Source organism: Acidovorax sp. BLS4 (assembly GCF_032929295.1).
In the GTDB taxonomy this organism is placed as follows: Bacteria; Pseudomonadota; Gammaproteobacteria; order Burkholderiales; family Burkholderiaceae_C; genus Paracidovorax.
This window is the reverse complement of record NZ_CP136797.1, coordinates 3,318,799-3,340,235: the sequence shown is the minus strand read 5'-3', so window position 1 is coordinate 3,340,235 and position 21,437 is coordinate 3,318,799. Positions and strand designations below refer to the sequence as shown.

Sequence of the window (21,437 nt, the reverse complement as noted above, 5' to 3'; positions counted from 1 at the left end):
CAATGCCCGCCCCTCCTGCACCATGTCCGAAACCCCCACTAAAGAAGACGAGCTGGCCGGCACCGAGCAGCCGTTCGTGCAGCACCTCATGGAGTTGCGCGACCGCCTGGTCAAGGCGCTGATCGCCATCGGCATCGCCGCGGGCATCCTGTTCCTGTACCCCGGCCCGGGTGCGCTCTACGACCTGCTGGCCGCGCCCCTGGTGGCGCACCTGCCCAAGGGCGCCACGCTGATCGCCACCTCGGTGATCTCGCCGTTCATGGTGCCGCTCAAGATTTTGCTGATGTCGGCCTTCCTGCTGGCACTGCCCGTGGTGCTGTGGCAGGTTTGGGCCTTCGTGGCGCCGGGCCTGTATTCGCATGAGAAGAAGCTGGTGCTGCCGCTGGTGGTATCCAGCACGCTGCTGTTCCTGGTGGGTGTGGCGTTCTGCTACTTCTTCGTGTTCGGGCAGGTGTTCGCCTTCATCCAGGGCTTCGCGCCCAAGAGCATCACCGCCGCGCCTGACATCGAGGCGTACCTGAGCTTCGTGCTCACCATGTTTCTCGCGTTCGGCCTGTCGTTCGAGGTGCCGATCGTCGTGATCGTGCTGGCGCGCATGGGGCTGGTCAGCGTGGAAAAGCTCAAGGGCTTTCGCGGCTATTTCATCGTGCTGGCCTTCATCATCGCCGCCGTGGTCACCCCGCCCGACGTGGTGTCCCAGCTGGCACTGGCCGTGCCGATGTGCCTGCTCTACGAACTGGGCATCTGGGCGGCGCAGCTCTTCATCCGCCACACCAAGGCGCCCGAGGACGAACAGGCGCAGGAACCGACCTGAGACATTGACCTAGGGCTGGGCAACGCCTGCGCGGCGTGCCTTGCGCGCCGCGGCCCGGTCGCATCGTCGAGGGCAGGGCGTGATCGGGTGATCGGGTGATCGGGTGATCGATTCTTCATGGCGGCGCTGATGCCGCGCCAGGGGTTGCCTGCAGTGCGCTCCACGGCCTGCTCGATGGCCTGATCCGCGCCGGACGTTCACGTCGCCGGCCCGCCTTCAAGACCACGGCGCCACCCCTGGGCCGCCCGCACGGCCCCATGCATCGCCCACCCGTTTCAATCGTGTCCCGCGGCGAATGAATCCCCCCCGGGACAACGCCGCCTCAGCGCTGTGGCTGAGGTGCCCGCTGCGGCCGGGGCCGGGTTCCGGGCACCACTTCCAGCTCCACCCGCGAATCGCCGCGCTGCAGCTGGAACGTGGCGGGCGCACCGGGCTTGAGGGAGGCCACGGCGGTGAGCAGGGCGGAGACGCTGGCGGTCGGCTTGTCCTGCACCTGCACGATCACGTCGCCCGGACGCATGCCGGCGCGGGCGGCGGGGCCGTCCTGCAGCACGCCGGTGATGATCACGCCCTCGGAGGCCTTCACGCCGAAGGTCTGCGCCAGTTCGGGCGACAGCTCGTTCGGCTCCACGCCGATCCAGCCGCGCGTGACCTGCCCGTCCTTCACGATGCCGTCCAGCACCAGCTTGGCGGTGGACACGGGAATGGCGAAGCCGATGCCCATGCTGCCGCCCGAACGCGAGTAGATGGCGGTGTTGATGCCCATCAGGTTGCCGTTCACGTCCACCAGCGCGCCGCCCGAATTGCCCGGGTTGATGGCCGCATCGGTCTGGATGAAGTTCTCGAACGTGTTGATGCCCAGCTGGCTGCGGCCCAGCGCGCTCACGATGCCGCTGGTGACCGTCTGCCCCACGCCGAACGGGTTGCCGATGGCCAGCACATGGTCGCCCACGGCGAGCTGGTCGGAGTTGCCCAGCACGATCACGGGCAGCTTGTCCAGCTGCACCTTCAGGATGGCCAGGTCGGTGTCCGGGTCGGTGCCGATCACGGTGGCGCGCGTGCGGCGGCTGTCGGTCAGGGTGACCTCGATCTCGTCCGCGCCCTCGACCACGTGGTTGTTGGTCAGGATGTAGCCGTCCGGGCTGATGATCACGCCGCTGCCCAGGCCGGTCTGCGCCTGCTGCGTTCCCTGGTCGCCGAAGAAGAACTGGAACCACGGGTCGTTGCTGCGCGGGTGGCGAACGGCGGCCTTGCTGGTGTTGATGCTGACCACCGCCGGCGCGGCCTTGCGCGCCGCGGCGGCGAAGCTGCCGGGGGCGGGGGGCGCGGCCGGGGTGCTGGGGGCCTCGATGAGCGCCACCCCCGCGCCGCTGCGGGTCGCGCCGCGCCGCAGCCAGTCCGGCTGGAGGGTGGCGACGACGAAATAGGCCGCGACGAGCACCGTCACGGTCTGGGAAAACAGCAGCCAAAAGCGCTTCATGGTGGGCAGGGAAGAAAACCGGGGGAAGGGCGATTGTCGCCAGTTTGGGCCGGACCTTGGGCGAACAAGGTCCCCGGCCTGTCAGCCCGGGGTCAGCCCCACGGGGGCGCCGCTCAGGGCAAACCCTTAAAATGCCGCAGCGACTGCCACCGCACCCCCCGTCCCGTTCTCCCCGCGCGGCCCGGCCCACCGGCCCCGCCGCCTGCAACACGCCCCATCCGGAATGCCTGCTGAACGTCGGCCGCGCACCGCGCCCGCGGTGCCGCGCAGTCCCGCCATCGATCTCTCCGGAACCTGCCCATGACTTCTCCTTCCCCCGCCGCCAGCGCCCTGGCCGCCGCGCCCCGCCGCCCGCTCACCCGCCACGACTACCAGACGCTGGGCCTGTCCGCCCTGGGCGGCACGCTCGAGTTCTACGACTTCGTCATCTACGTCTTCTTCGCCGCCGTGCTGGGCGGGCTGTTCTTCCCGGCCGACATGCCCGACTGGCTGCGCCAGCTGCAGACCTTCGGCATCTTCGCCGCCGGCTACCTGGCGCGCCCCGTGGGCGGCATCATCATTGCCCACTTCGGCGACAAGTTGGGCCGCAAGCGCATGTTCACGCTGTCGATCTTCCTGATGGCCGTGCCCACGCTGGTCATCGGCCTGCTGCCCACCTACGCCAGCATCGGCGTGGCGGCGCCGCTGCTGCTGCTGGCCATGCGCGTGCTGCAGGGCGCGGCCATCGGCGGCGAGATGCCCGGGGCCTGGGTGTTCGTGGCCGAGCACGTGCCCGCCAACCGCTACGGCCTGGGCGTGGGCACGCTCACGGCCGGCATCACGGGCGGCATCCTGCTCGGGTCGCTGGTGGCGATCGGCATCAACCGCAGCTACGCGCCCGCCGAGGTGCAGGAATTCGCGTGGCGCATTCCGTTCATCCTGGGCGGCGTGTTCGGCCTGGTGTCGGTGTACCTGCGGCGCTTCCTGCACGAAACGCCCGTGTTCCAGGAACTGGCCGCCCGCCGCGCCGTGGCGCGCGAACTGCCGGTCAAGACCGTGCTGCGCGACCACCGCGGCGCCATGCTGCTGGTGGCCCTGATGACCTGGGTGCTGTCCACCGCCATCGTGGTGGTGGTGCTCATCACGCCGACCTACCTGCAGAAGGTGTTCCACATTCCCGCCACGCTGGCGCTGGAGGCCAACGCGGTCGCCACGCTCACGCTCACCATCGGCTGCGTACTCGTCGGCTGGGCCACGGACCGCTTCGGCACCCGCCCGGTGATGCTGGTGGGCTGGGGCGGCCTGGTGGTCACCACCTATCTGTTCTACACGGGCCTGCCGGGCACGCCGGCCACGCTGGTGTTCAACTACGGGCTCATCGGCCTGTTCGTGGGCTCGATCGCGCTGCTGCCGATCGTGGGCGTGCGGGCGTTTCCGCCCGAGGTGCGCTTCACCGGCCTGTCCTTCTCGTACAACATGGCCTATGCGGTGTTCGGCGGCATCACGCCCATCCTCATCACGCTGTGGCAGCAGCACGACGTGCTGGCCAATGCCCACTACGTGGCGGCCATGGGCGTGCTGGGGTTCGCGCTGGGCTTCGCGCCGCTGGCTTCGCGCGGCTGGCAGCCTTCGGCGCGTACGTAAAGGGGAAGAGGGCGCCACGACCCGACGCTCCGGAGCGTTCAAACGGAATCGCGTCTCGCTTGAGATTTGAGAATGAACGCAGTTTTTCAGAGCCTGCTGCGAATTTGCGGCGCCTTGGCCCTGGTGTTGTTCGGCCTCCTGGCTTTCGTCGTGGCCATGACGACCATGCCGGGGAGTTCACACCGGGGACCGCTCCCCGCCATGAGCGCCCAGGAACGGGAACTCTCGGTCCGGTTGCGCAGACACGTGACGGCCATTGCGTCCACCGAGCACAACCGCCGGCACTACGAAGCGCTGGAAGCCGCCTCCGCATACATCGAATCCGAACTCGCGGCTTCTGGCTTCGTGGTGCGGCGCGAAGAATTCAGCGTCGCTGGCAAGGTCGTGCGCAACTTGGAAGTCACCATTCCAAGCCCGTCGGCGCCGGGCCGCAGTGCCGTCGTCATTGGGGCGCACTACGACTCGGCCCAAGGAAGTCCAGGTGCCAATGACAACGGCACCGGTGCCGCAGCGGTGTTGGAACTGGCGAAGAGCCTGAAAGCTGGCGCTGAAACCGCGCGGTCAGACGTCATCCTTGTCCTGTACACCAATGAAGAGCCCCCGTACTTTCGTACCTCACAGATGGGGAGCGTCGTTCATGCAAAAGGATTGGTATCCCGGGGCATGACGGTCAAGGCCATGCTGTCGCTGGAGACGATGGGGTACTTTTCTGACGAACCAGATTCTCAAAAGTATCCCTGGCCACTCAACCAGTTCTATCCCAGTCAGGGCGACTTCATCGGCTTCGTCGCGACCACTGCCGATTGGCGCCTCGTTCGCCGGGTCGTCCAATCGTTCCGCGCGCAGGCGGCTTTTCCGTCCGAGGGAGTCGCCGCACCCCGGTTCGTGCCGGGCGTGGATTTTTCCGACCACGCTGCCTACCTGGACGAAGGCATACCGGCGCTGATGGTGACGGATACGGCTCCGTACCGGTATCCCTACTATCACACGGCCCAGGATACGCCGGACAAAGTCGACTTCGACAAATTGGCGCGCGTGGTGTCGGGCTTGAACGCTGTCGTGCGCGACCTGGTTGAGGGTGACTAGGATGCAGGCCGGGAACGGGCGGATTTGGGTCTCTTTGTCCTAAAAACGCAGGGGTGACGATCCGGTGCGCCACACCCGAGAACCTTGAAGGCAACGCGCGCGGCGGGTAGGCGGTCGGCGCAGGGCCGATGCAGAAAAGCCACGGAGATTGCGCAGTGATGGCCCATCGCTGTCAGGCCGCTCGCCTTGAAGGCAGCAGGGTGCCGCTGCGTCGCAAGTCTTGGCTGGGGCTGGCTTCGAATTGCCTCAGATAGTCGCGGCTGAATTGCGATGAACTCTCATAGCCCACCGCAAAGGCCGCGCCGGAAACGTTGTAATCGCCACTGATCAGCAGGCGGCGTGCCTCCAGCAGTCGAAGCTGCTTTTGATACTGCAACGGGCTGAGGCCCGTGATTTCCCGGAAGCTTCGATTGAGGGTCGCCCGGCTCATTCCACAGGCTGCGCCGACGTCATCGACCTTGAATGTCCGATCAAAGTTCTGGCCAATCCAGCCGATGGCTTTGCGAACCTTCGGAAGTGGACCCTTGGCACTCGCGATCTGGCGCAACAGTTTGCCGTGCTGGCCCGACAACAGCCGATAGAGCAACTCTCTTTCCACCAGTGGCGCGAGGATGGAGATGTCCTGGGGGCGGTCCATCAGTCGCAAGGCGCGCGCCAGGACATCCTCGATCTCCCGGGTCATGGGCGCGGTTGACAAACCCGGTTCGCTGCCTTCGTCGTCTTGCGCTACAGGCATGGCCAGAATCAACTCATTGAGCAGCGCGGGGTCCAGCACCAGCGTGAGCGCGACATAGGGCCGTTGCCGGGCGTCGCTGTAGACCTGTCCCATGAGCGGCAGATCCAGGGCGCTGACCAGATAGTGGCCAGCCTCGTAACGCAGCACCTTGTTCCCGAAGGAGACGCGCTTGCTTCCTTGCAGGATGAAACATGCCATGGCGCGGTACTGGCACGCGTTTTCACTGTCCTGTCCCTGGTCGACATGCACTTCGATGCGGGGAATGCCTGACGTCTTTCCACCGGGTTGGATGTTCCTCAGCGCGGTTTCGAGCAGGCTGGCGGCGGGGGTGTCCATACGGAGGCTGAGCGGAGATTGGAGTGGTTGAGCCGATCGGGCAAGGGAACCAGCGCATCAGGCAAGCCTGGAAAAGCGCTTCGCCATAGATTGTGGGTTCTCGGCGATATCCGCCATATCAATCATGGAAATGAAATGAGTTCAATGATGACAGCAAAGATCGCTCTGATTACCGGCGCAAGCCGTGGGCTCGGCCTCAACATGGCTCGCCATCTGGCCCAGCGCGGCATCGGCATTGTCGGAACCTATCGTACGGGCCAGGCCGAAGCCGAGGCGCTTCAACGGGAGATCGAGGAAAAGGGCGGCAGGGCAGTGATGTGTCGGCTGGATGTGGCCGACACCGCATCCTTTGCGGCGTTTGGCGATACCGTGGGTGCTGCATTGCAAGAGTGCTTTGGCCGTCACCGCTTCGACCACCTCGTCAACAACGCTGGTATTGGCTTGCATTCCCCGTTCACCGACACGACGGAGGCGCAGTTCGACGCCCTGGTGGATGCCCATCTGCGCGCACCGCTTTTCCTCACGCAGCGGCTGCTGCCGCTGATCGAAGACGGCGGCAGCATCCTGAATGTCTCATCGGGCTTCACGCGTTTCACGCTGCCCGGCTACAGCGTCTATGCGGCAGTGAAGGCCGCCATCGAGGTATTGACCCGCTATATGGCCGTCGAGCTTGGCGAACGCCGAATCCGGGTGAATACCATTGCCCCAGGGGCTATCGCAACCGATTTCATGGGCGGGGCGGTGCGTGACAACGAAGGAGTCAACGCCTATGTGGCCCAAGGCATCGCACTGGGCCGCGTGGGCCAGCCGGACGACATCGGGCGAGCGGTGGCAGCCATTTTGTCGAGCGACCTGGCGTGGGCCAACGGCACGTCGTTCGATGTGTCCGGCGGGCAATTGCTCTGACGGCCTGCTGGCCCCTGCGGAAAACGGCATGGGCCAGCGGCAGTCCCGGTGTGGTTCCATGCCACTGCCCCTCCACGCGCCATATCGGATTGGACCCCACCATGTCGACCGCTGCACTCAGCCTCATCAGCCATCCTTTGTGCCCCTACGTACAGCGCGTCGCGATCGTGCTGCTGGAAAAAGACACCCCCTTCGACAGGATCGACGTGGACTTTTCGGCCAAACCGGCTTGGTTTCTCGAGATCTCGCCGACCGGCAAGGTGCCCTTGCTCAAGATCCATGGCGACCACGGTGCGCACCAGGTGTTGTTCGAAAGCATGGCCATTTGCGAGTACCTGGAGGAGACACAGGCGGGCGCACCACTGCATCCGCAAGACCCTGTGGAACGCGCAGAGCACCGCGCGTGGATTGAATTCGGATCGGCGACGCTGACAGAGGCCTGGGGCTACCTGAATGCCAAAGGTTCTGCGGCAGCCGATGCGAAGGCAACGGCCTTTCGGGACAAACTCGTGCGGCTTGAAGCAGCCCTCTTCACCGGGCCCTATTTCGGCGGAACCCGCTTCAGCATGGTGGACGCAGTGTTCGCTCCGATCTTTCGCTATTTCCAGGGCCTCCCCCCTCAAAGGAGCGCCGCGCTTTTCGACGGGTTGCCCAAGATTGGCGCCTGGCGCCAGAGTCTTGCATTGCGGCCGAGCGTGATCGCGGCAGCACCGCCTGACTACGCAGCGCTTTTTCAGGCCCACCTGCGAAGGTCTGGCTCCTGGTTGGCATGCCAGTGACCCGCTTTTTGGGTCATCGCCTGCCATGCCTTGCTGGGTACCCGCGCGATAGTGCAGTGCGGCATGGCATGCAGGCAGCAAGACCTTCCTCTGCGGCGAGTGCCTGACCGCGCTGCCACAATCGTCCCATGACCCGCCCCACCGCTTCCTCCGCCCACGGCATCGCCACCCCCGGGGTTTCCCGGCACGACCTGCAGCGCGCGTTCGACACCCTGCTGCAGCCCGAGCGTTTCAAGGACTACGGCCCCAACGGGCTGCAGGTCGAGGGCAAGGACCGCATCGCGCGCATCGTGAGCGGCGTGACGGCCAGCCGGGCGCTGATCGATGCGGCCATCGAGGACGGGGCCGATGCGGTCTTCGTGCACCACGGCCTGTTCTGGCGCGGGCAGGACGGCCGCGTGACGGGCTGGATGAAGCAGCGGCTGCAGCGCCTGCTGGCCCACGACATCAACCTGTTCGCCTACCACCTGCCGCTGGATGCGCACGCCGAGCTGGGCAACAACGCGCAGCTGGGCCGCATGCTCGGCGTGGCAGCCGATGCGCGCTTCGGCGAGCAGGACCTGGGCTTCGCCGGCCCCGCGGAGTTCGCCGACGCGCACGCCCTGGCCCGCCATGTGGAGAGCGTGCTCGGTCGCGCCGTGACGCTGGTGGCACCCGAGCCGCGCCCGATCCGGCGGCTGGCCTGGTGCACGGGCGGGGCGCAGGGCTATTTCGAGGGGGCGATCGCCGCCGGGGCCGACGCCTTCGTCACCGGCGAGATCTCCGAACCGCAAGCCCACCTGGCGCGCGAGACGGGCGTGGCCTTCATCGCGGCGGGGCACCACGCCACCGAGCGCTACGGCGCCCCCGCCGTGGCCGAAAGGGTGGCCGCGCAACTGGGCATCGCCCACCGGTTCATCGAGATCGACAACCCGGCGTGATTGCGGCTGGCATCGCGCTTGCTATTGAATTAATAGCGATATGCCCTAGTACTGATTGCGCTGCAGGCCAAAAAGGTGCCAAAAGTGCCAAAGGGCCCGACGGTCCCGGAACCCCGGCAGGCGTGAAACCTTCGCCTACATCACCCGCCCGTACCACCACACCGACAGCGCGGCCGCCAGCAGCATGAACACCGCGCCGGCCAGCGCGAACAGGGCGGACACCTCGGTTTCCTTTTTCTCCACCGTGAGGCGCGAGCTGAGTGTCTCGTACACCTTCTGCAGATCGGCCGCCGTGGCGGCGTGGAAGTATTCGGCGTTGGTGCGCAGGGCCACGGCCTTGAGCGTGTCCTCGTCCAGGCGCACGCGCATGGACCAGCCTTCGAAGCCGATCGTCTCGCCGGCCACCGTGCCCACGCCCACGGTGTACACGCGCACACCGCGGTCGGCGGCCCACTGGGCGGCTTCGAGCGGGTCCACGCCCGTGGTGCGCTGGCCGTCGGTCAGCATGATGATGGCGGCCGAGGTGTAGGAGCCCGGCGCCACGGGCGTGAAGGGCTTCCTGCCCTGCGCCCGGCCCACCTCGTCGATGGGCTGCGAGCGCATGGCCTGCCGCCCGCCCAGGGCGGCGATGTCGATGCCCGAATCGGGGAACAGCGTGGCCAGCGACAGCAGGATGCCGTTGCCCGTCGCCGTGCCGCGCTGCAGCTGGAAGCTGTCGATGGCCTTCACCAGGTCTTCATGATTTTGCGTGGGCAGCTGCGCCAGCTGGGCGCTGCCGGCGAACGCCACCACGCCCACGCGCACGTGGCGCGGCAGGTCGGCGATGAAGGCCTTGGCGGCGTTCTGCGCGGCGGTGATGCGGTCGGGCAGCACGTCGGCGGCGCGCATGCTGCCCGAGACGTCCATGGCCAGCATGATGGTCTGCTGCTGCGAGGGCAGGGTGATGACGGCCAGCGGCCGCGCCGCGGCCAGCAGCAGCGCGGCCAGCCCCAGCAGGAACAGGGCGGGCGGCACATGGCGCCGCCAGGTCGTGCGCGCGCCCAGGGCCTCGCGCACCAGCGCGAGGCTGGGGTAGTGCAGGGCGGTGGCCCGGCGCCGGCGCAGCAGCCACGCATAGAGCAGCACCAGCACCGGCAGCGCGATCAGCAGCCAGAGGAACGTGGGCCAGAGAAAGACCATGGTGCGGTGGCTCCTACTTTTTTTGTCTACGCGGCCCGGGCGGCAGCGCCCGCGACGGTGGGGGAGGCCGGGGCGCGGTAGGCGGGCTTGGCCGGCTGGCGGCCGCGCAGCTCCATGAAGCGCACCAGGGCGTCCAGCAGGTCGTCGCCGGTGGCCAGCTCCAGCGTGTCGGCCCCGGCGCGCGCGAGCGATTCGCGCAGGGCGGCCTCGCGCTGCGCGGCCAGGCGGGCGAAGCGGTGGCGAAAGGCCTTGTCGCGCGTGTCCACCTGCAGCTGGTCGCCGGTCTCGGGGTCGCGCAGGGTGACCAGGCCCACGTCGGGCAGTTCCAGCTCCAGCGGGTCGAGCAGGCGCACGGCCACGACGTCGTGGCGCTGCGCGAGCTGGGCCAGGGGCTTTTCCCAGCCGGGCGCGGTGATGAAGTCCGACACCACGAACACTGCCGAGCGCCGCCGCACGGTGCCCAGGGCCGTGCCCAGCAGGTGCGACAGGTCGGTGGCGCCGGGCGGCGCCGCAGCGGGCCCGGGCACCTGCAGCAGGCGGTGCAGCAGGTGCAGCACATGGGCGCGGCTGGCGCGCGGCGGCAGGATGGCGTCCACGCCCGGGGCCCGTCCCGCGCCGGCGGGCGCAGGGGAGGGGGCGGCCGCGGCACCCGCGCCGTACAGCATGGCGCCCACGCGGTTGCCGTGGCGGGTGAGCAGGCGCGCCAGCACGGCCACGAAGCCGGCCAGGATGTCGCGCTTGGCCTGCCCCGGCGGGCCGAAGTCCAGCGACGGGCTCAGGTCCAGCAAAAACCACGCGGCCATCTCGCGGTCTTCGGAGAACACGCGCACGTGCGGCACGGCGAGCCGCGCGGTCACGTTCCAGTCGATGTGGCGCACGTCGTCGTGCGGCTGGTATTCGCGCAGGTCGGCCAGGTCCAGCCCGCCGCCGCGCAGCAGCGTGCGGTAGTCGCCCTGCAGCAGGCCGTCGAGCCGGCGGATCACCGTCCACTCGAGCTGGCGCAGCAGCCGCTCGGCCTGGCCGGGCAGCGCCGCTGCGCTTGCGGCCGGCGGGGCGGCGTCAGGCGCGCTGCGGCTCATGGCGGGCTCCGTCCTGGGCGTCGTGGTGCAGGGGCCGGGGTGGCGCGGGCAGGTGGGCCATGAGCTGGCCGATCAGGGCGTCGGCGTCCAGCCCGTCCGACAGCGCCTCGTACGACAGCGTGATGCGGTGGCGCAGCACGTCGGGCGCGAGGTCGGCCATGTCCTCGGGCAGCACGTAGGCACGCCCGCGCAGCATGGCCAGGGCCCGCGCGCCCTCGGCCAGGTGGATGGTGGCGCGGGGGCTGGCGCCGCAGGCGATGCGGGGGGCCAGGCCAGGCAGGCCGTACTGGGCCGGCGCGCGCGTGGCGGCCACCAGGCGCACGGCGTACTGCAGCAGGGAAGGGTCCACGTACACCGTGCGGCACTCGGCCTGCAGCGCGGCGAGCTGGCCGGTGGTGGCCACGGCGGCCACCTGCACGGCGGGTGCGAGCGCGCGCTGGGCGATCACGAACTCTTCCTCTTCGCTCGGGTAGCCCACGAGCACCTTCATCATGAAGCGGTCCACCTGCGCCTCGGGCAGCGCGTAGGTGCCCTCGGTCTCGATGGGGTTCTGCGTGGCCATCACCAGAAAGGGCTCGGGCACGCGGTGCGTCTCGCCCGCGATGGTTACCTGGCGCTCCTGCATCACCTCCAGCAGCGCGCTCTGCACCTTGGCGGGCGCGCGGTTGATCTCGTCGGCCAGCAGCAGGTTAGTGAACACGGGGCCGCGCGTGGTGCTGAACTCGCCCGTGCGCTGGTTGTACATGCGCGTGCCCACCAGGTCGGCAGGCACCAGGTCGGGCGTGAACTGGATGCGCTTGAACTGGCCCTGCACGGTGCTGGCCAGGGTCTTGACGGTGAGCGTCTTGGCCAGGCCGGGCACGCCCTCGACCAGCAGGTGGCCCTGCGACAGCATGGCCACCATCACGCGTTCCAGGAAGCGGTCCTGCCCGACCACGACGCGCTTGACCTCGTAGAGGATCTGCTCCATCAGCGTGGCGGTGTGCGGTGTGGCGTGTTCCATGGCTGTCCTTTTTGATGCGTTATCGAGGAGGCGGCAAGTGCAAAGGCCCATGCACTGGCGGGCGCTGTCCCTTCCGAAGGCCGCGGAGCAGGCCGCACCAGCAGACGCCGCGCAAGGGCCGCCCCGCCGCGCTGGCGTCGTCCTCCTGCCCGCAGTGCGCAGCGCTGCGAGAGCGGGGGGAAGCGGCGCAGCCGCTCAGGGGGGTGTTCATCTTCAAAACGGCGGCATGCCGACGGCGGCCGCCGCGTTCTCGATGGGCACGGCAAAGCCGATGCCGATGAAGGTGCGCGCGGGCGTGGGGTTCAGGATGGCGGTGACGATGCCGACCACCTCGCCGTCGAGCGTGACCAGCGGCCCGCCGGAGTTGCCGGGGTTGGCCGCGGCGTCGAACTGGATCAGGTGCTGCAGCTCGCGCTTGCCCTCGGGCGAGTCGAACTCGCGCTCCAGCCCCGACACCACGCCGGCCGAGGCCGAGGGCCCGATGCCGAACGGAAAGCCCACCGCCACCACGGGGTCGCCCGGGCGCAGGTTCTGCGTGGAGCGCAGCGGGGCGGCCACCAGATCGTCGGGAATCTTGTGGGCCTGCAGCACCGCCAGGTCGTTCTCGGGCTGCACGCCGGTGACGCTGGCGCCGGCCTCCATGCCGTCGGAGAACGTGATCTGCACGCGCGTGGTGCCCTGCACCACGTGCAGGTTGGTGAGGATGACGCCCTTGTCCAGAATCACCACGCCGGTGCCGATGCCGCGCTCGACCTCCTTGCCCTTCTTGGTGCGGGCGTAGCCCACCACGCGCACCACCGAGGGCGCGATGGTCTGCACCGCGCGCGCCGTGGCCGCGGGCAGGGGCTGGGTCTCCAGTGTGCGCAGCACGGCGGCGTCGATGTCCTTTTGCGTGAGGGGCGGGGCGGACGGGCGCTGGCCCATCCAGACGCTGGCGGCCAGCAGCACCGACAGCAGGGCGATGGCGGCCCACAGGGCACGCTGGTGCAGGCGCGGGGCCACACGCACGGGGCGATCGCCGGTGGGGGCGGCCGTGGCGGAAAGGGCCTCGGGCGTCTGCGCGGCTTCGGCCGAGCGCCCGGCGCCGGGGCGTGGCGCGGCGCCGGCCGGGCCACGCGGTGCGGCCGGGTGCGGTGCCGCCTCGGGGGCGCTGCGGCGGTCGGAGCGGGAGCTGCTGTAGCGGGGTGGCCTGGGCATGCTGACACCTCTGGAAGCGGGCGCGCCACGGGCGGGCGGCGGCGGAGCGTTCACGGTAGCACGGAAAAGCCCGCCGCGCATGTGACAGGGCGTATCGGGGCGGGCCATGGCGCCCGCAGGGCCAGCCGCCTCGGGCATCATCCGCGCATGCACACCTGGATCGACACCCACTGCCATCTGGACGAGTTCGAGGCGCATGCCGGGCCCGCGCACCTGGCCCAGGTCCGCGCCGAGGCCGCGCGCGCCGGTGTCGCGCACTGCGTGCTGCCGGCGGTGGAGCTGGGCAACCTGGACGCCGTGCGCCGCCTGGCGCACCAGCATGGCGACAGCTACGCGCTCGGCATCCACCCGCTGTTCACCGGCCGCGCGGGCGATGGCGATGTGGACACGCTGGCCGGGGCGCTGCAGACCCACCACGCCGACCCGCGCCTGGTCGCCATCGGCGAGATCGGCCTCGACTACTTCGTGCCCACGCTGGACGGCCCGCGGCAGGAGCGCTTTTACCGGGCGCAACTGCAGCTGGCGCAGCGCTTCGACCTGCCGGTGATCCTGCACGTGCGGCGCTCGTCGGACAAGGTGCTCAAGGGCCTGCGCGAGCGGCCGGTGCGCGGCGGCATCGCCCATGCCTTCAACGGCAGCTTGCAGCAGGCCCAGGCGTTCATCGCCATGGGCTTCAAGCTCGGCTTCGGCGGGGCGGTCACGTTCGACCGCGCGCTGCAGCTGCGCCGGCTGGCGGCGGAGTTGCCGCTCGAATCGCTGGTGCTGGAGACCGATGCCCCCGACATTCCTCCGCATTGGCTCTACGTGACCGCCGCCCAGCGGGCCGTCGGCGCACCGCCCGCGCGCAATGCGCCGGGCGAGTTGCCCCGCATCGCCGAGGTGATGGCCGGGCTGCGCGGCATGCCGGTGGCGGAGCTGGCGCAGGCCACGCGGGCCAACGCCTGTGCGGCGCTGCCGCGTTTGGGGGCGCTGCTGGCGATCTGAGCCTTTTGGGCCGCCAGAACAATCAGTACTAGGGCATGTTGCTATGATATTGATAGTAAGCGGATGCTTCGCCGTGCCCCCCGGCCCGGTCTCGCGACACCGCGGGGCCCGCCGATTCCCCGTTCCCCTCTTTTTCTCCCCAATGCCCCCCGATGATGGCCGCCATGGATTCCGCCTCCGATCCGCCTGAGCCCTGGTTCCCCCCGCCTTCCGGTCCGGTGCCGGCAGCCCCGCGCCTGGTCGGGCTGGCGCCGGTCGTCTCGCCGCGCACCGTGGTGCTGGTGCTCGGCAGCTTTCCTGGCGCGGCCTCGCTGCGGGCAGGGCAGTACTACGGGCACCCGCAGAACCACTTCTGGCGCATCCTGCAGGCGCTGTGGCCGCAACCCGTGCTGCCCGGGCGGGACGACTACGCCGGGCGCTGCGCCTGGCTGCTGGACCGGGGCCTGGGCCTGTGGGACGTGTACGCCGCCTGCGAGCGCGAGGGCAGCCTGGACACCGACATCCGCAACGCCGTGGTGAACGATTTCCGGGCGCTGCGGGCGCAGTGCCCCCGCCTGGCCGCCATCGCCCACAATGGCGGGGAGAGCTTCCGGCACGCCAAGGCCGTGCGCGCCCATCTGGGGCTGCCGCCCGCGCTGCGGGAGGGCGGCGTGCAGTCCCTGCGGCTGCCTTCCACCAGCCCGGCCAACGCCTCGTGGAGCTTTGACAAGAAACTGAACGCCTGGGCTGCCGCCCTGGCCCCTTATGGATTGGTGTGACGATTTGACCCGCAAGAAAAACGACAGCGAAGCCCTGCCCGAGGTGAGCGTCTCCGACGATGGGGAGGTGCGCCACCTGCACCTGGGCACGCCGTGGATCCAGGGCTCCATGCGCGTGGCCGAGCCGTTCGAGCTCGAGCTGGAATACGTGCAGCGCATGATGGCCTGGCTGCTCTTCGTCGAGCCCGCCAGCGTCACCAAGCGCCATGCGATGCAGCTGGGCCTGGGGGCCGGCGCCCTCACCAAGTTCTGCCACAAGAAGCTGCGCATGTGCGCCACCGCCATCGAGCTCAATCCCCAGGTGCTGGCCGTGTGCCGTGCCTGGTTCAAGCTGCCGCCCGACGGCCCCAAGCTGCGCGTGATCCTGGGCGATGCCGCCGCGGAGATCCGCGACCCGATGTGGCTGGGCACGGTGGATGCCCTGCAGGTGGACCTGTACGACCACGACGCCGCCGCGCCCGTGCTCGACAGCGCCGCCTTCTATGCCGACTGCCGGGCGCTGCTGTCCGAGGACGGCGCCATGACCGTCAACCTGTTCGGCCGCGCCTCCAGCTACGAGCGCAGCCTGGGCAAGATGGCCGAGGCCTTCGGCGCCGACGCGCTGTGGGCCTTCAAGCCCACGCGCGAAGGCAACACCGTGGTGCTGGCGCAGCGCACGCCCACGCGGCCCAAGCGCGCCGACCTGCTCGCGCGCGCCGAGGCCGTGCAGGCCCGCTGGGACCTGCCGGCCACCAAGTGGGCGCGCGTTTTCAAGCCGGTGGCCGCATGACGCGGGCCGCTCCGGCCTTCCGCCGTGGTGGGTGCTGGTGCTGCCGCCGCACCGCTGCGTTCGCCCTTCCTCACCTTTGAACGAGGCCCGCCCATGAGCACCGCCACCCCCACCGACACCCCGACGAAGCCCCCTGCCTATACCGGGCCGCTGGAGTGGCGCCGGCTGGTGGACTGGCTGCGGGCCGATGGCGTGATCTCGGCCGAGGAGGCCGCCCGCACCATCGCCCGCTGCTCGCAGGCCGAAAGCCGCCAGCACCCGCTGGTGCGCCTGGCCAACGTGGCGATGGCCCGCGCGAGCGATGGCCGCCCGCTCGATGCCGAGGCGCTCACGCAGTACCTGGCGCAGCGCAGCGGCCTGGCCTACCTGCGCATCGATCCGCTCAAGGTGGACGTGGGCCGCGTGGCCGACACCATGAGCGCCAGCTACGCCGAGCGCCACAAGGTGCTGCCCGTGCAGGTCACGCCCAAGGAGGTGGTGATCGCCACGGCCGAACCCTTCATCGACGACTGGGTGGCCGAGGTGGAGCGCCAGGCGCGCCGCTCGGTGCGCCGCGTGGTCGCCAACCCGCAGGACATCCAGCGCTTCACCGCCGAGTTCTTCGCGCTCGCCAAGTCGGTGCGCGCCGCGCAGAAGGCCGGCGGGGCCTCGGCGGGCAGCAGCTTCGAGCAACTGGTGGAACTGGGCAAGAGCAACAAGCAGCTCGATGCCAACGACCAGGGCGTGGTCAAGGTGGTGGACTGGCTGTGGCAGTACGCCTTCGACCAGCGCGCGAGCGACATCCACCTGGAGCCGCGCCGCGAGCAGGGCGTGATCCGCTTTCGCATCGACGGCGTGCTGCACCCGGTCTACCAGATGCCCATGGGCGTGCTCAACGCGATGGTCTCGCGCGTGAAGCTGCTCGGGCGCATGGACGTGGTGGAAAAGCGCCGCCCGCAGGACGGCCGCATCAAGACCCGCAACCCGCGCGGCGACGAGGTGGAAATGCGCCTGTCCACGCTGCCCACGGCCTTCGGCGAGAAGATGGTGATGCGCATCTTCGACCCCGACAACGCCGTCAAGGACCTGGACGCGCTGGGCTTCGCGCAGCACGACGCCACGCGCTGGGAGGCGCTGGTCAAGCGCCCGCACGGCATCATCCTGGTGACCGGGCCCACGGGCTCGGGCAAGACCACCACGCTGTACTCCACGCTCAAGCGCGTGGCGACCGAGGAGGTCAACGTGAGCACGGTGGAAGACCCGATCGAAATGATCGAGCCCAGCTTCAACCAGACCCAGGTGCAGCCGCAGCTCGACTTCAACTTCGCCGAGGGCCTGCGTGCGCTGATGCGGCAGGACCCGGACATCATCATGGTGGGCGAGATCCGCGACCTCGCCACCGCCGACATGGCCGTGCAGGCCGCGCTCACCGGCCACCTCGTGTTCAGCACGCTGCACACCAACGATGCGCCCAGCGCCGTCACGCGGCTCATGGAGCTGGGCGTGCCACCCTACCTCATCAACGCCACGCTGCTGGGCATCCTGGCGCAGCGGCTGGTGCGCACGCTGTGCAAGCAGTGCAAGCAAAAGGACGAGGCGGCCTCGGCCGAGGCGCTGGCCGCCGTGGTCAAGCCGTGGAAGCTCAACGGCGGATACCACCCGTACAAGCCCGTGGGCTGCGTGGACTGCCGCATGACGGGCTTCCATGGCCGCATGGGCCTGTACGAGCTGCTCACCGTGAGCGAGGCGCTCAAGGACCGCATCAACCAGGCGCCCTCCATCGACGTGTTGCGCCGCCAGGCCGTGCAGGATGGCATGCGCCCGCTGCGCCTGGCCGGCGCGCTGAGGGTGGCCGAAGGCATCACCACGCTGGAAGAAGTGATGGCGGCCACGCCGCCGATGGAGTAGGCCGCGTCGACGCGCGCGGCCCCCGGGGGGCTGCTGCGCGCGCGTTGTCCGTGCCGTGCCGGGCCTTTCATCCACCGCCTGCGGACGCTCTGCCGTAGTGCTCCGGCGCGGCTTTTTCCGAGGCGCCACCCTGCGGTTTTCCCTAGGCGCTGGATAGGTGGAATCCACATCGATCCCGAGTGGACCGGACTGCACAATCGCCCGTCAAGTTCTTGTAAGGAGACGTTTTCGTGAAAATCAAGAGCCAGAAAGATTTCTTTTCGGGCCTCATGTTCATGGGTGTGGGCGTGGCCTTCGCGGTCGGTGCCTCCAACTACAACATCGGCAACGGCGCCCGCATGGGCCCCGGCTACTTCCCCCTGATCCTGGGCATCCTGCTCGCCATTCTTGGCGTGGCGATCACGTTCTACGCCACGGTGGTGGAGAGCGTGGATGGCGACAAGGTCGGCAAGTGGGCGTGGAAGCAGCTGTTCTTCATCCTGGCCTCGAACTTCGCGTTCGGCGTGCTGCTGGCGGGGCTGCCCTCGTTCGGCGTGCCGGCCATGGGGCTGATCGTCGCGATCTATGCGCTGGTGTTCATCGCCAGCCTGGCCGGCGACACCTTCAACGCCAAGGAAGTGTTTATTCTGGCCACCGTCCTCGCGGTGGGCAGCTACGTGGCTTTCGTGTGGGCGCTGAAGCTGCAGTTCCCTGTGTGGCCCAGTTTCATTTCGGGTTGAGCAGGAGCATCGAAGACCATGGAATTGTTTGACAACCTGGCGACCGGCTTCGGCGTCGCCTTCACGTTTCAGAACCTCATCTACTGCTTCGTCGGCTGCCTGCTGGGCACGCTGATCGGCGTGCTGCCGGGCATCGGGCCCGTGGCCACCATTGCCATGCTGCTGCCCGCCACGTATGCGCTGCCCCCGGTGGCCGCGCTGATCATGCTGGCCGGCATCTACTACGGCGCGCAATACGGCGGATCGACCACGGCCATCCTGGTGAACCTGCCGGGCGAATCGTCCTCGGTGGTGACCGTGATCGACGGCTACCAGATGGCGCGCAAGGGCCGTGCGGGTCCCGCGCTGGCAGCCGCCGGCCTGGGCTCGTTCTTCGCCGGCTGCGTGGGCACGCTGATCCTGGCCGCCTTCGCGCCGCCGCTGACCGAAGTCGCCTTCAAGTTCGGCCCCGCCGAATACTTCTCGCTGATGGTGCTGGGCCTGATCGGCGCCGTGGTGCTGGCCTCGGGCTCGCTGCTCAAGGCGGTCGCCATGATCGTGCTGGGCCTGCTGCTGGGCCTGGTGGGCACCGACGTGAACTCGGGCGTCGCCCGCTACAGCTTCGACATCCCTGAACTGACCGACGGCATCAACTTCGTCGTGATCGCCATGGGCGTGTTCGGCTACGGCGAAATCATCGCCAACCTGTCCAAGCCCGAAGACGACCGCGAGGTGTTCACCGCCAAGGTGCACGGCCTCCTGCCGACCAAGGAAGACTTCAAGCGCATGATCCCCGCCGTGCTGCGCGGCACGGCCCTCGGCTCGGCCCTGGGCATCCTGCCCGGCGGCGGCGCGCTGCTGGCGGCCTTCGCGGCCTACACCATCGAAAAGAAGACCAAGCTGCAACCCGGCGAAGTTCCTTTCGGCAAGGGCAACATCCGCGGTGTGGCGGCCCCCGAGTCGGCCAACAACGCCGGCGCGCAGACCTCCTTCATCCCGCTGCTGACGCTGGGCATTCCGCCCAACGCCGTGATGGCGCTGATGGTGGGTGCCATGACGATCCACAACATCCAGCCTGGCCCCCAGGTGATGACGAGCAACCCCGAACTCTTCTGGGGCCTGATCGCCTCGATGTGGCTCGGCAACGCGATGCTGATCATCCTGAACCTGCCGCTGATCGGCCTGTGGATCAAGCTGCTGACCGTGCCTTACCGCTGGCTGTTCCCCTCCATCGTGCTGTTCTGCGCGGTGGGCGTGTACGGCACGAACAACAACACGTTCGACGTGTGGCTGGTCGGTATCTTCGGCTTCATCGGCTACCTGTTCCACAAGCTGGGCACCGAACCCGCGCCGCTGCTGCTCGGGTTCATCCTGGGCCCGATGATGGAAGAAAACCTGCGCCGCGCCCTGCTGCTGTCGCGCGGCGACTGGAGCGTGTTCGTCACGCGCCCCATCTCCGCCGGCCTGCTGGCTGCCGCCGTGCTGCTGCTCATCATCGTGCTGCTGCCAGCCGTGAAGAACAAGCGCGAGGAAGCCTTCGTCGAGGACTGACGTCCCGGCTGGGTACCCTTTCACGATTGAGAAAAACGGCACCTTCGGGTGCCGTTTTTCTTGGGTGTCTCGGGCGCCTATGGAGTTGCACGACCAGGCGACCCGATCCGGTTTGACAAACGGATACAAGCCCATGCCCGGGTTTCGCTAGCCAGCGAGATGAAAGACACGCTGGTACGCGGCGACCGAACGGCTACCGGCGCGCCACCTGCTTATCAGGTGAACCAGTCGATTCCCGAGGAGGTGAAGGTGTTGAACTGAAGGCGCTTGATGGCGTTTTGCATCTGGTAATTTGTATTTTTGGGTTTCGCACAGGGAGCGGTTGTTTCGGGCTGTGATGTCATGCAGGTCGCGCTGGCCGCCACGCTTCCGGCCATTGAAACACTGAGGTAAACACCATGGGCGTGAGCTCTTCCAAACCAAGTGGGCGCTCCAGCGGACCGGGCCGTGAAGTAGCTGGCGCAAGCTTGCCAACGCCACGTGATCAACCATCATCCAGACGTTCTGGCACTCAGAGCAATAGTCACCTGAGTCACTTAGGTGCGTTGGGCCGCAATCGACCTGGCACATCCAGCACCGGCGTTGCAGCCCTACAGCCGGTACGGCAATCGCTCCCTTCTCCAGGGCAGGCGGTAGTGACCGATGTCCTGAAATTTGTGCGTGAAACCTACTACAAGCCCAATATGAAATCGGGCAACAAAGTAAAGGGAGAAGGTGGAGACGACGAGTTGCGCCGTCAAAAAATGGCAACGCAAGAAGTCATACGGATTCGGAAGCAGGACGATCCCGTCGCCGCCGCCATGGCGGGGAAAGCCCACCAATGCGGAGAATTGACGGATCTGGCCATACATCATCTGCAAAAGCGACATATCCAAGCCCAATGTCTATCGCTTGGCGAAGATGAAGAAGGAGATGCACTGCATGAAGTCGCCATCATTGGGCCTGCTTCAAATCCCTTGCCTGTGGACATGACGGAGTGGCATCCAGACGTGTATGTCTGCGATCCCTGGGCCAACATCGCATGCAGTGCCAGGGACTATCCTAAACAGTTCGAGCAGAAGATGAAGAAGTGGCAGGATGCTGGCAAGCTGATTGGCTGTCCACCAGAAGGCTTTGTCCCGCCCAACAACGAGAAGTGGGTGAATGGCGTGCTTCATTCAAAAAAAAAGGCGCTAGGGGCAGAGCTTCAATAGGCTGCGGATGTTCACTGATCACGGCAAAAGGCGATGTGGAACGGCGTCGCGTGAGGTCGTCAGCACCAAGGTGCACGATACCCACGGCATGCATGGTCAAGGCATCACCGCAGAGTCCGGCAAGGGCGGGCAGTCCGTGCATTCCGGAGGGATGTTTTCGAAAACGATATCTCGACCCACTCGGACTTTGTTCATCGGGACTTCGATATACCAATAGAGCTCTCCATTCATCCGGAGGTCGACCACTTCGCTTTCACCTATCAGCGTTTCCGGCTGGATACGGTACAGCCTCGCAAAGGCCGGCATGTTGAAGTCATGGTGCATCAAGCTTTGCAGAAAAGAGGCTTCGTAATACTCGAGCCGATAGACCTTGCGTGGACTGATAGCGGTGTGAAACAAGTGGGGCTGAGAGCCCTGCCACAGCCCCACGGCAAGCACCACCGTGATCAATAGCCAGGC

Annotated in this window: 20 protein-coding genes; 13 read left to right on the top strand and 7 right to left on the bottom strand. The window is 67.8% G+C overall.

Features of this window, described 5'->3' with window-relative positions; genetic code table 11:
• Positions 1 to 22: 22 nt before the first annotated feature.
• A complete protein-coding gene (tatC, locus tag R1Z03_RS15535; protein ID WP_272567636.1) occupies positions 23 to 814 on the top strand; it encodes a twin-arginine translocase subunit TatC in 792 nt (263 codons plus the stop codon).
• Positions 815 to 1,136: 322 nt separating this feature from the next.
• Here tatC and R1Z03_RS15530 read toward each other — a convergent pair whose 3' ends face one another.
• Positions 1,137 to 2,294, bottom strand: a complete 1,158-nt coding sequence (locus tag R1Z03_RS15530) for a Do family serine endopeptidase (protein WP_317352531.1) — start codon at positions 2,292 to 2,294, stop codon at positions 1,137 to 1,139.
• A 300-nt stretch (positions 2,295 to 2,594) separates the two neighbouring features.
• Between R1Z03_RS15530 and R1Z03_RS15525 the strand changes: the two genes are divergently transcribed.
• Together R1Z03_RS15525 and R1Z03_RS15520 are read left to right on the top strand one after the other, a co-directional pair.
• The gene (locus R1Z03_RS15525; RefSeq protein ID WP_317352528.1) at positions 2,595 to 3,917 is read left to right on the top strand and encodes an MFS transporter; all 1,323 of its coding nucleotides are present in this window, start codon (positions 2,595 to 2,597) and stop codon (positions 3,915 to 3,917) included.
• Between the two features lie 72 nt (positions 3,918 to 3,989).
• A complete protein-coding gene (locus R1Z03_RS15520; RefSeq protein WP_317352525.1) occupies positions 3,990 to 5,003 on the top strand; it encodes a M28 family peptidase in 1,014 nt (337 codons plus the stop codon).
• Positions 5,004 to 5,175: 172 nt separating this feature from the next.
• Here R1Z03_RS15520 and R1Z03_RS15515 read toward each other — a convergent pair whose 3' ends face one another.
• Entirely contained in the window at positions 5,176 to 6,075 is a 900-nt protein-coding gene (locus R1Z03_RS15515) for an AraC family transcriptional regulator (protein WP_317352522.1), read from the bottom strand.
• A 147-nt stretch (positions 6,076 to 6,222) separates the two neighbouring features.
• On the opposite strand from R1Z03_RS15515, the gene R1Z03_RS15510 reads away from it, so the two are divergent.
• The 3 genes from R1Z03_RS15510 to R1Z03_RS15500 all read left to right on the top strand — a co-directional run bounded on the left by R1Z03_RS15510 (position 6,223) and on the right by R1Z03_RS15500 (position 8,680).
• Positions 6,223 to 6,981: an SDR family NAD(P)-dependent oxidoreductase gene (locus R1Z03_RS15510; protein WP_284429951.1), complete on the top strand. Its 759-nt coding sequence runs from the start codon at positions 6,223 to 6,225 to the stop codon at positions 6,979 to 6,981.
• A 101-nt stretch (positions 6,982 to 7,082) separates the two neighbouring features.
• The gene (locus R1Z03_RS15505) at positions 7,083 to 7,760 is read left to right on the top strand and encodes a glutathione S-transferase family protein (protein WP_284429952.1); all 678 of its coding nucleotides are present in this window, start codon (positions 7,083 to 7,085) and stop codon (positions 7,758 to 7,760) included.
• A gap of 128 nt (positions 7,761 to 7,888) precedes the next feature.
• Positions 7,889 to 8,680 carry a Nif3-like dinuclear metal center hexameric protein gene (locus R1Z03_RS15500; RefSeq protein ID WP_317352518.1) on the top strand — a complete coding sequence of 264 codons (792 nt, stop codon included), beginning with the start codon at positions 7,889 to 7,891 and terminating at the stop codon, positions 8,678 to 8,680.
• A gap of 135 nt (positions 8,681 to 8,815) precedes the next feature.
• Here R1Z03_RS15500 and R1Z03_RS15495 read toward each other — a convergent pair whose 3' ends face one another.
• The 4 genes from R1Z03_RS15495 to R1Z03_RS15480 form a co-directional block, all read right to left on the bottom strand.
• Positions 8,816 to 9,859: a VWA domain-containing protein gene (locus tag R1Z03_RS15495; protein ID WP_284429954.1), complete on the bottom strand. Its 1,044-nt coding sequence runs from the start codon at positions 9,857 to 9,859 to the stop codon at positions 8,816 to 8,818.
• A gap of 26 nt (positions 9,860 to 9,885) precedes the next feature.
• Positions 9,886 to 10,938, bottom strand: coding sequence for a DUF58 domain-containing protein (locus tag R1Z03_RS15490; protein WP_317352514.1), 1,053 nt, complete (start codon positions 10,936 to 10,938; stop codon positions 9,886 to 9,888).
• On the bottom strand, positions 10,919 to 11,941 hold the full coding sequence (locus R1Z03_RS15485; RefSeq protein WP_272567651.1) for a MoxR family ATPase: 1,023 nt from the start codon (positions 11,939 to 11,941) through the stop codon (positions 10,919 to 10,921). Before R1Z03_RS15485 ends, R1Z03_RS15490 begins: the two co-directional genes overlap by 20 nt.
• 213 nt (positions 11,942 to 12,154) lie before the next feature.
• On the bottom strand, positions 12,155 to 13,138 hold the full coding sequence (locus R1Z03_RS15480; RefSeq protein ID WP_317352511.1) for a trypsin-like peptidase domain-containing protein: 984 nt from the start codon (positions 13,136 to 13,138) through the stop codon (positions 12,155 to 12,157).
• 147 nt (positions 13,139 to 13,285) lie between these two features.
• Here R1Z03_RS15480 and R1Z03_RS15475 point away from each other — a divergent pair, with 147 nt between their 5' ends.
• From R1Z03_RS15475 to R1Z03_RS15445, 7 genes are all read left to right on the top strand, one after another.
• Positions 13,286 to 14,122 (top strand): TatD family hydrolase, encoded by an 837-nt coding sequence (locus tag R1Z03_RS15475; RefSeq protein ID WP_317352508.1) that lies wholly within the window; start codon positions 13,286 to 13,288, stop codon positions 14,120 to 14,122.
• A 164-nt stretch (positions 14,123 to 14,286) separates the two neighbouring features.
• Entirely contained in the window at positions 14,287 to 14,880 is a 594-nt protein-coding gene (locus R1Z03_RS15470) for a DNA-deoxyinosine glycosylase (protein ID WP_284429958.1), read from the top strand.
• Positions 14,867 to 15,649, top strand: a complete 783-nt coding sequence (locus tag R1Z03_RS15465; RefSeq protein ID WP_372588158.1) for a spermidine synthase — start codon at positions 14,867 to 14,869, stop codon at positions 15,647 to 15,649. Before R1Z03_RS15470 ends, R1Z03_RS15465 begins: the two co-directional genes overlap by 14 nt.
• Before the next feature lie 93 nt (positions 15,650 to 15,742).
• Positions 15,743 to 17,536 carry a GspE/PulE family protein gene (locus tag R1Z03_RS15460; protein ID WP_284429960.1) on the top strand — a complete coding sequence of 598 codons (1,794 nt, stop codon included), beginning with the start codon at positions 15,743 to 15,745 and terminating at the stop codon, positions 17,534 to 17,536.
• Positions 17,537 to 17,766: 230 nt separating this feature from the next.
• Complete coding sequence (locus tag R1Z03_RS15455) at positions 17,767 to 18,255, top strand: tripartite tricarboxylate transporter TctB family protein (RefSeq protein WP_284429961.1); 489 nt, start codon at positions 17,767 to 17,769, stop codon at positions 18,253 to 18,255.
• A gap of 18 nt (positions 18,256 to 18,273) precedes the next feature.
• Positions 18,274 to 19,785 carry a tripartite tricarboxylate transporter permease gene (locus tag R1Z03_RS15450; protein WP_284426149.1) on the top strand — a complete coding sequence of 504 codons (1,512 nt, stop codon included), beginning with the start codon at positions 18,274 to 18,276 and terminating at the stop codon, positions 19,783 to 19,785.
• Positions 19,786 to 20,420: 635 nt separating this feature from the next.
• The gene (locus R1Z03_RS15445; protein ID WP_284426150.1) at positions 20,421 to 20,978 is read left to right on the top strand and encodes a hypothetical protein; all 558 of its coding nucleotides are present in this window, start codon (positions 20,421 to 20,423) and stop codon (positions 20,976 to 20,978) included.
• A gap of 96 nt (positions 20,979 to 21,074) precedes the next feature.
• Here R1Z03_RS15445 and R1Z03_RS15440 read toward each other — a convergent pair whose 3' ends face one another.
• Positions 21,075 to 21,419 (bottom strand): hypothetical protein, encoded by a 345-nt coding sequence (locus R1Z03_RS15440; protein WP_317360395.1) that lies wholly within the window; start codon positions 21,417 to 21,419, stop codon positions 21,075 to 21,077.
• Positions 21,420 to 21,437: the final 18 nt, after the last annotated feature.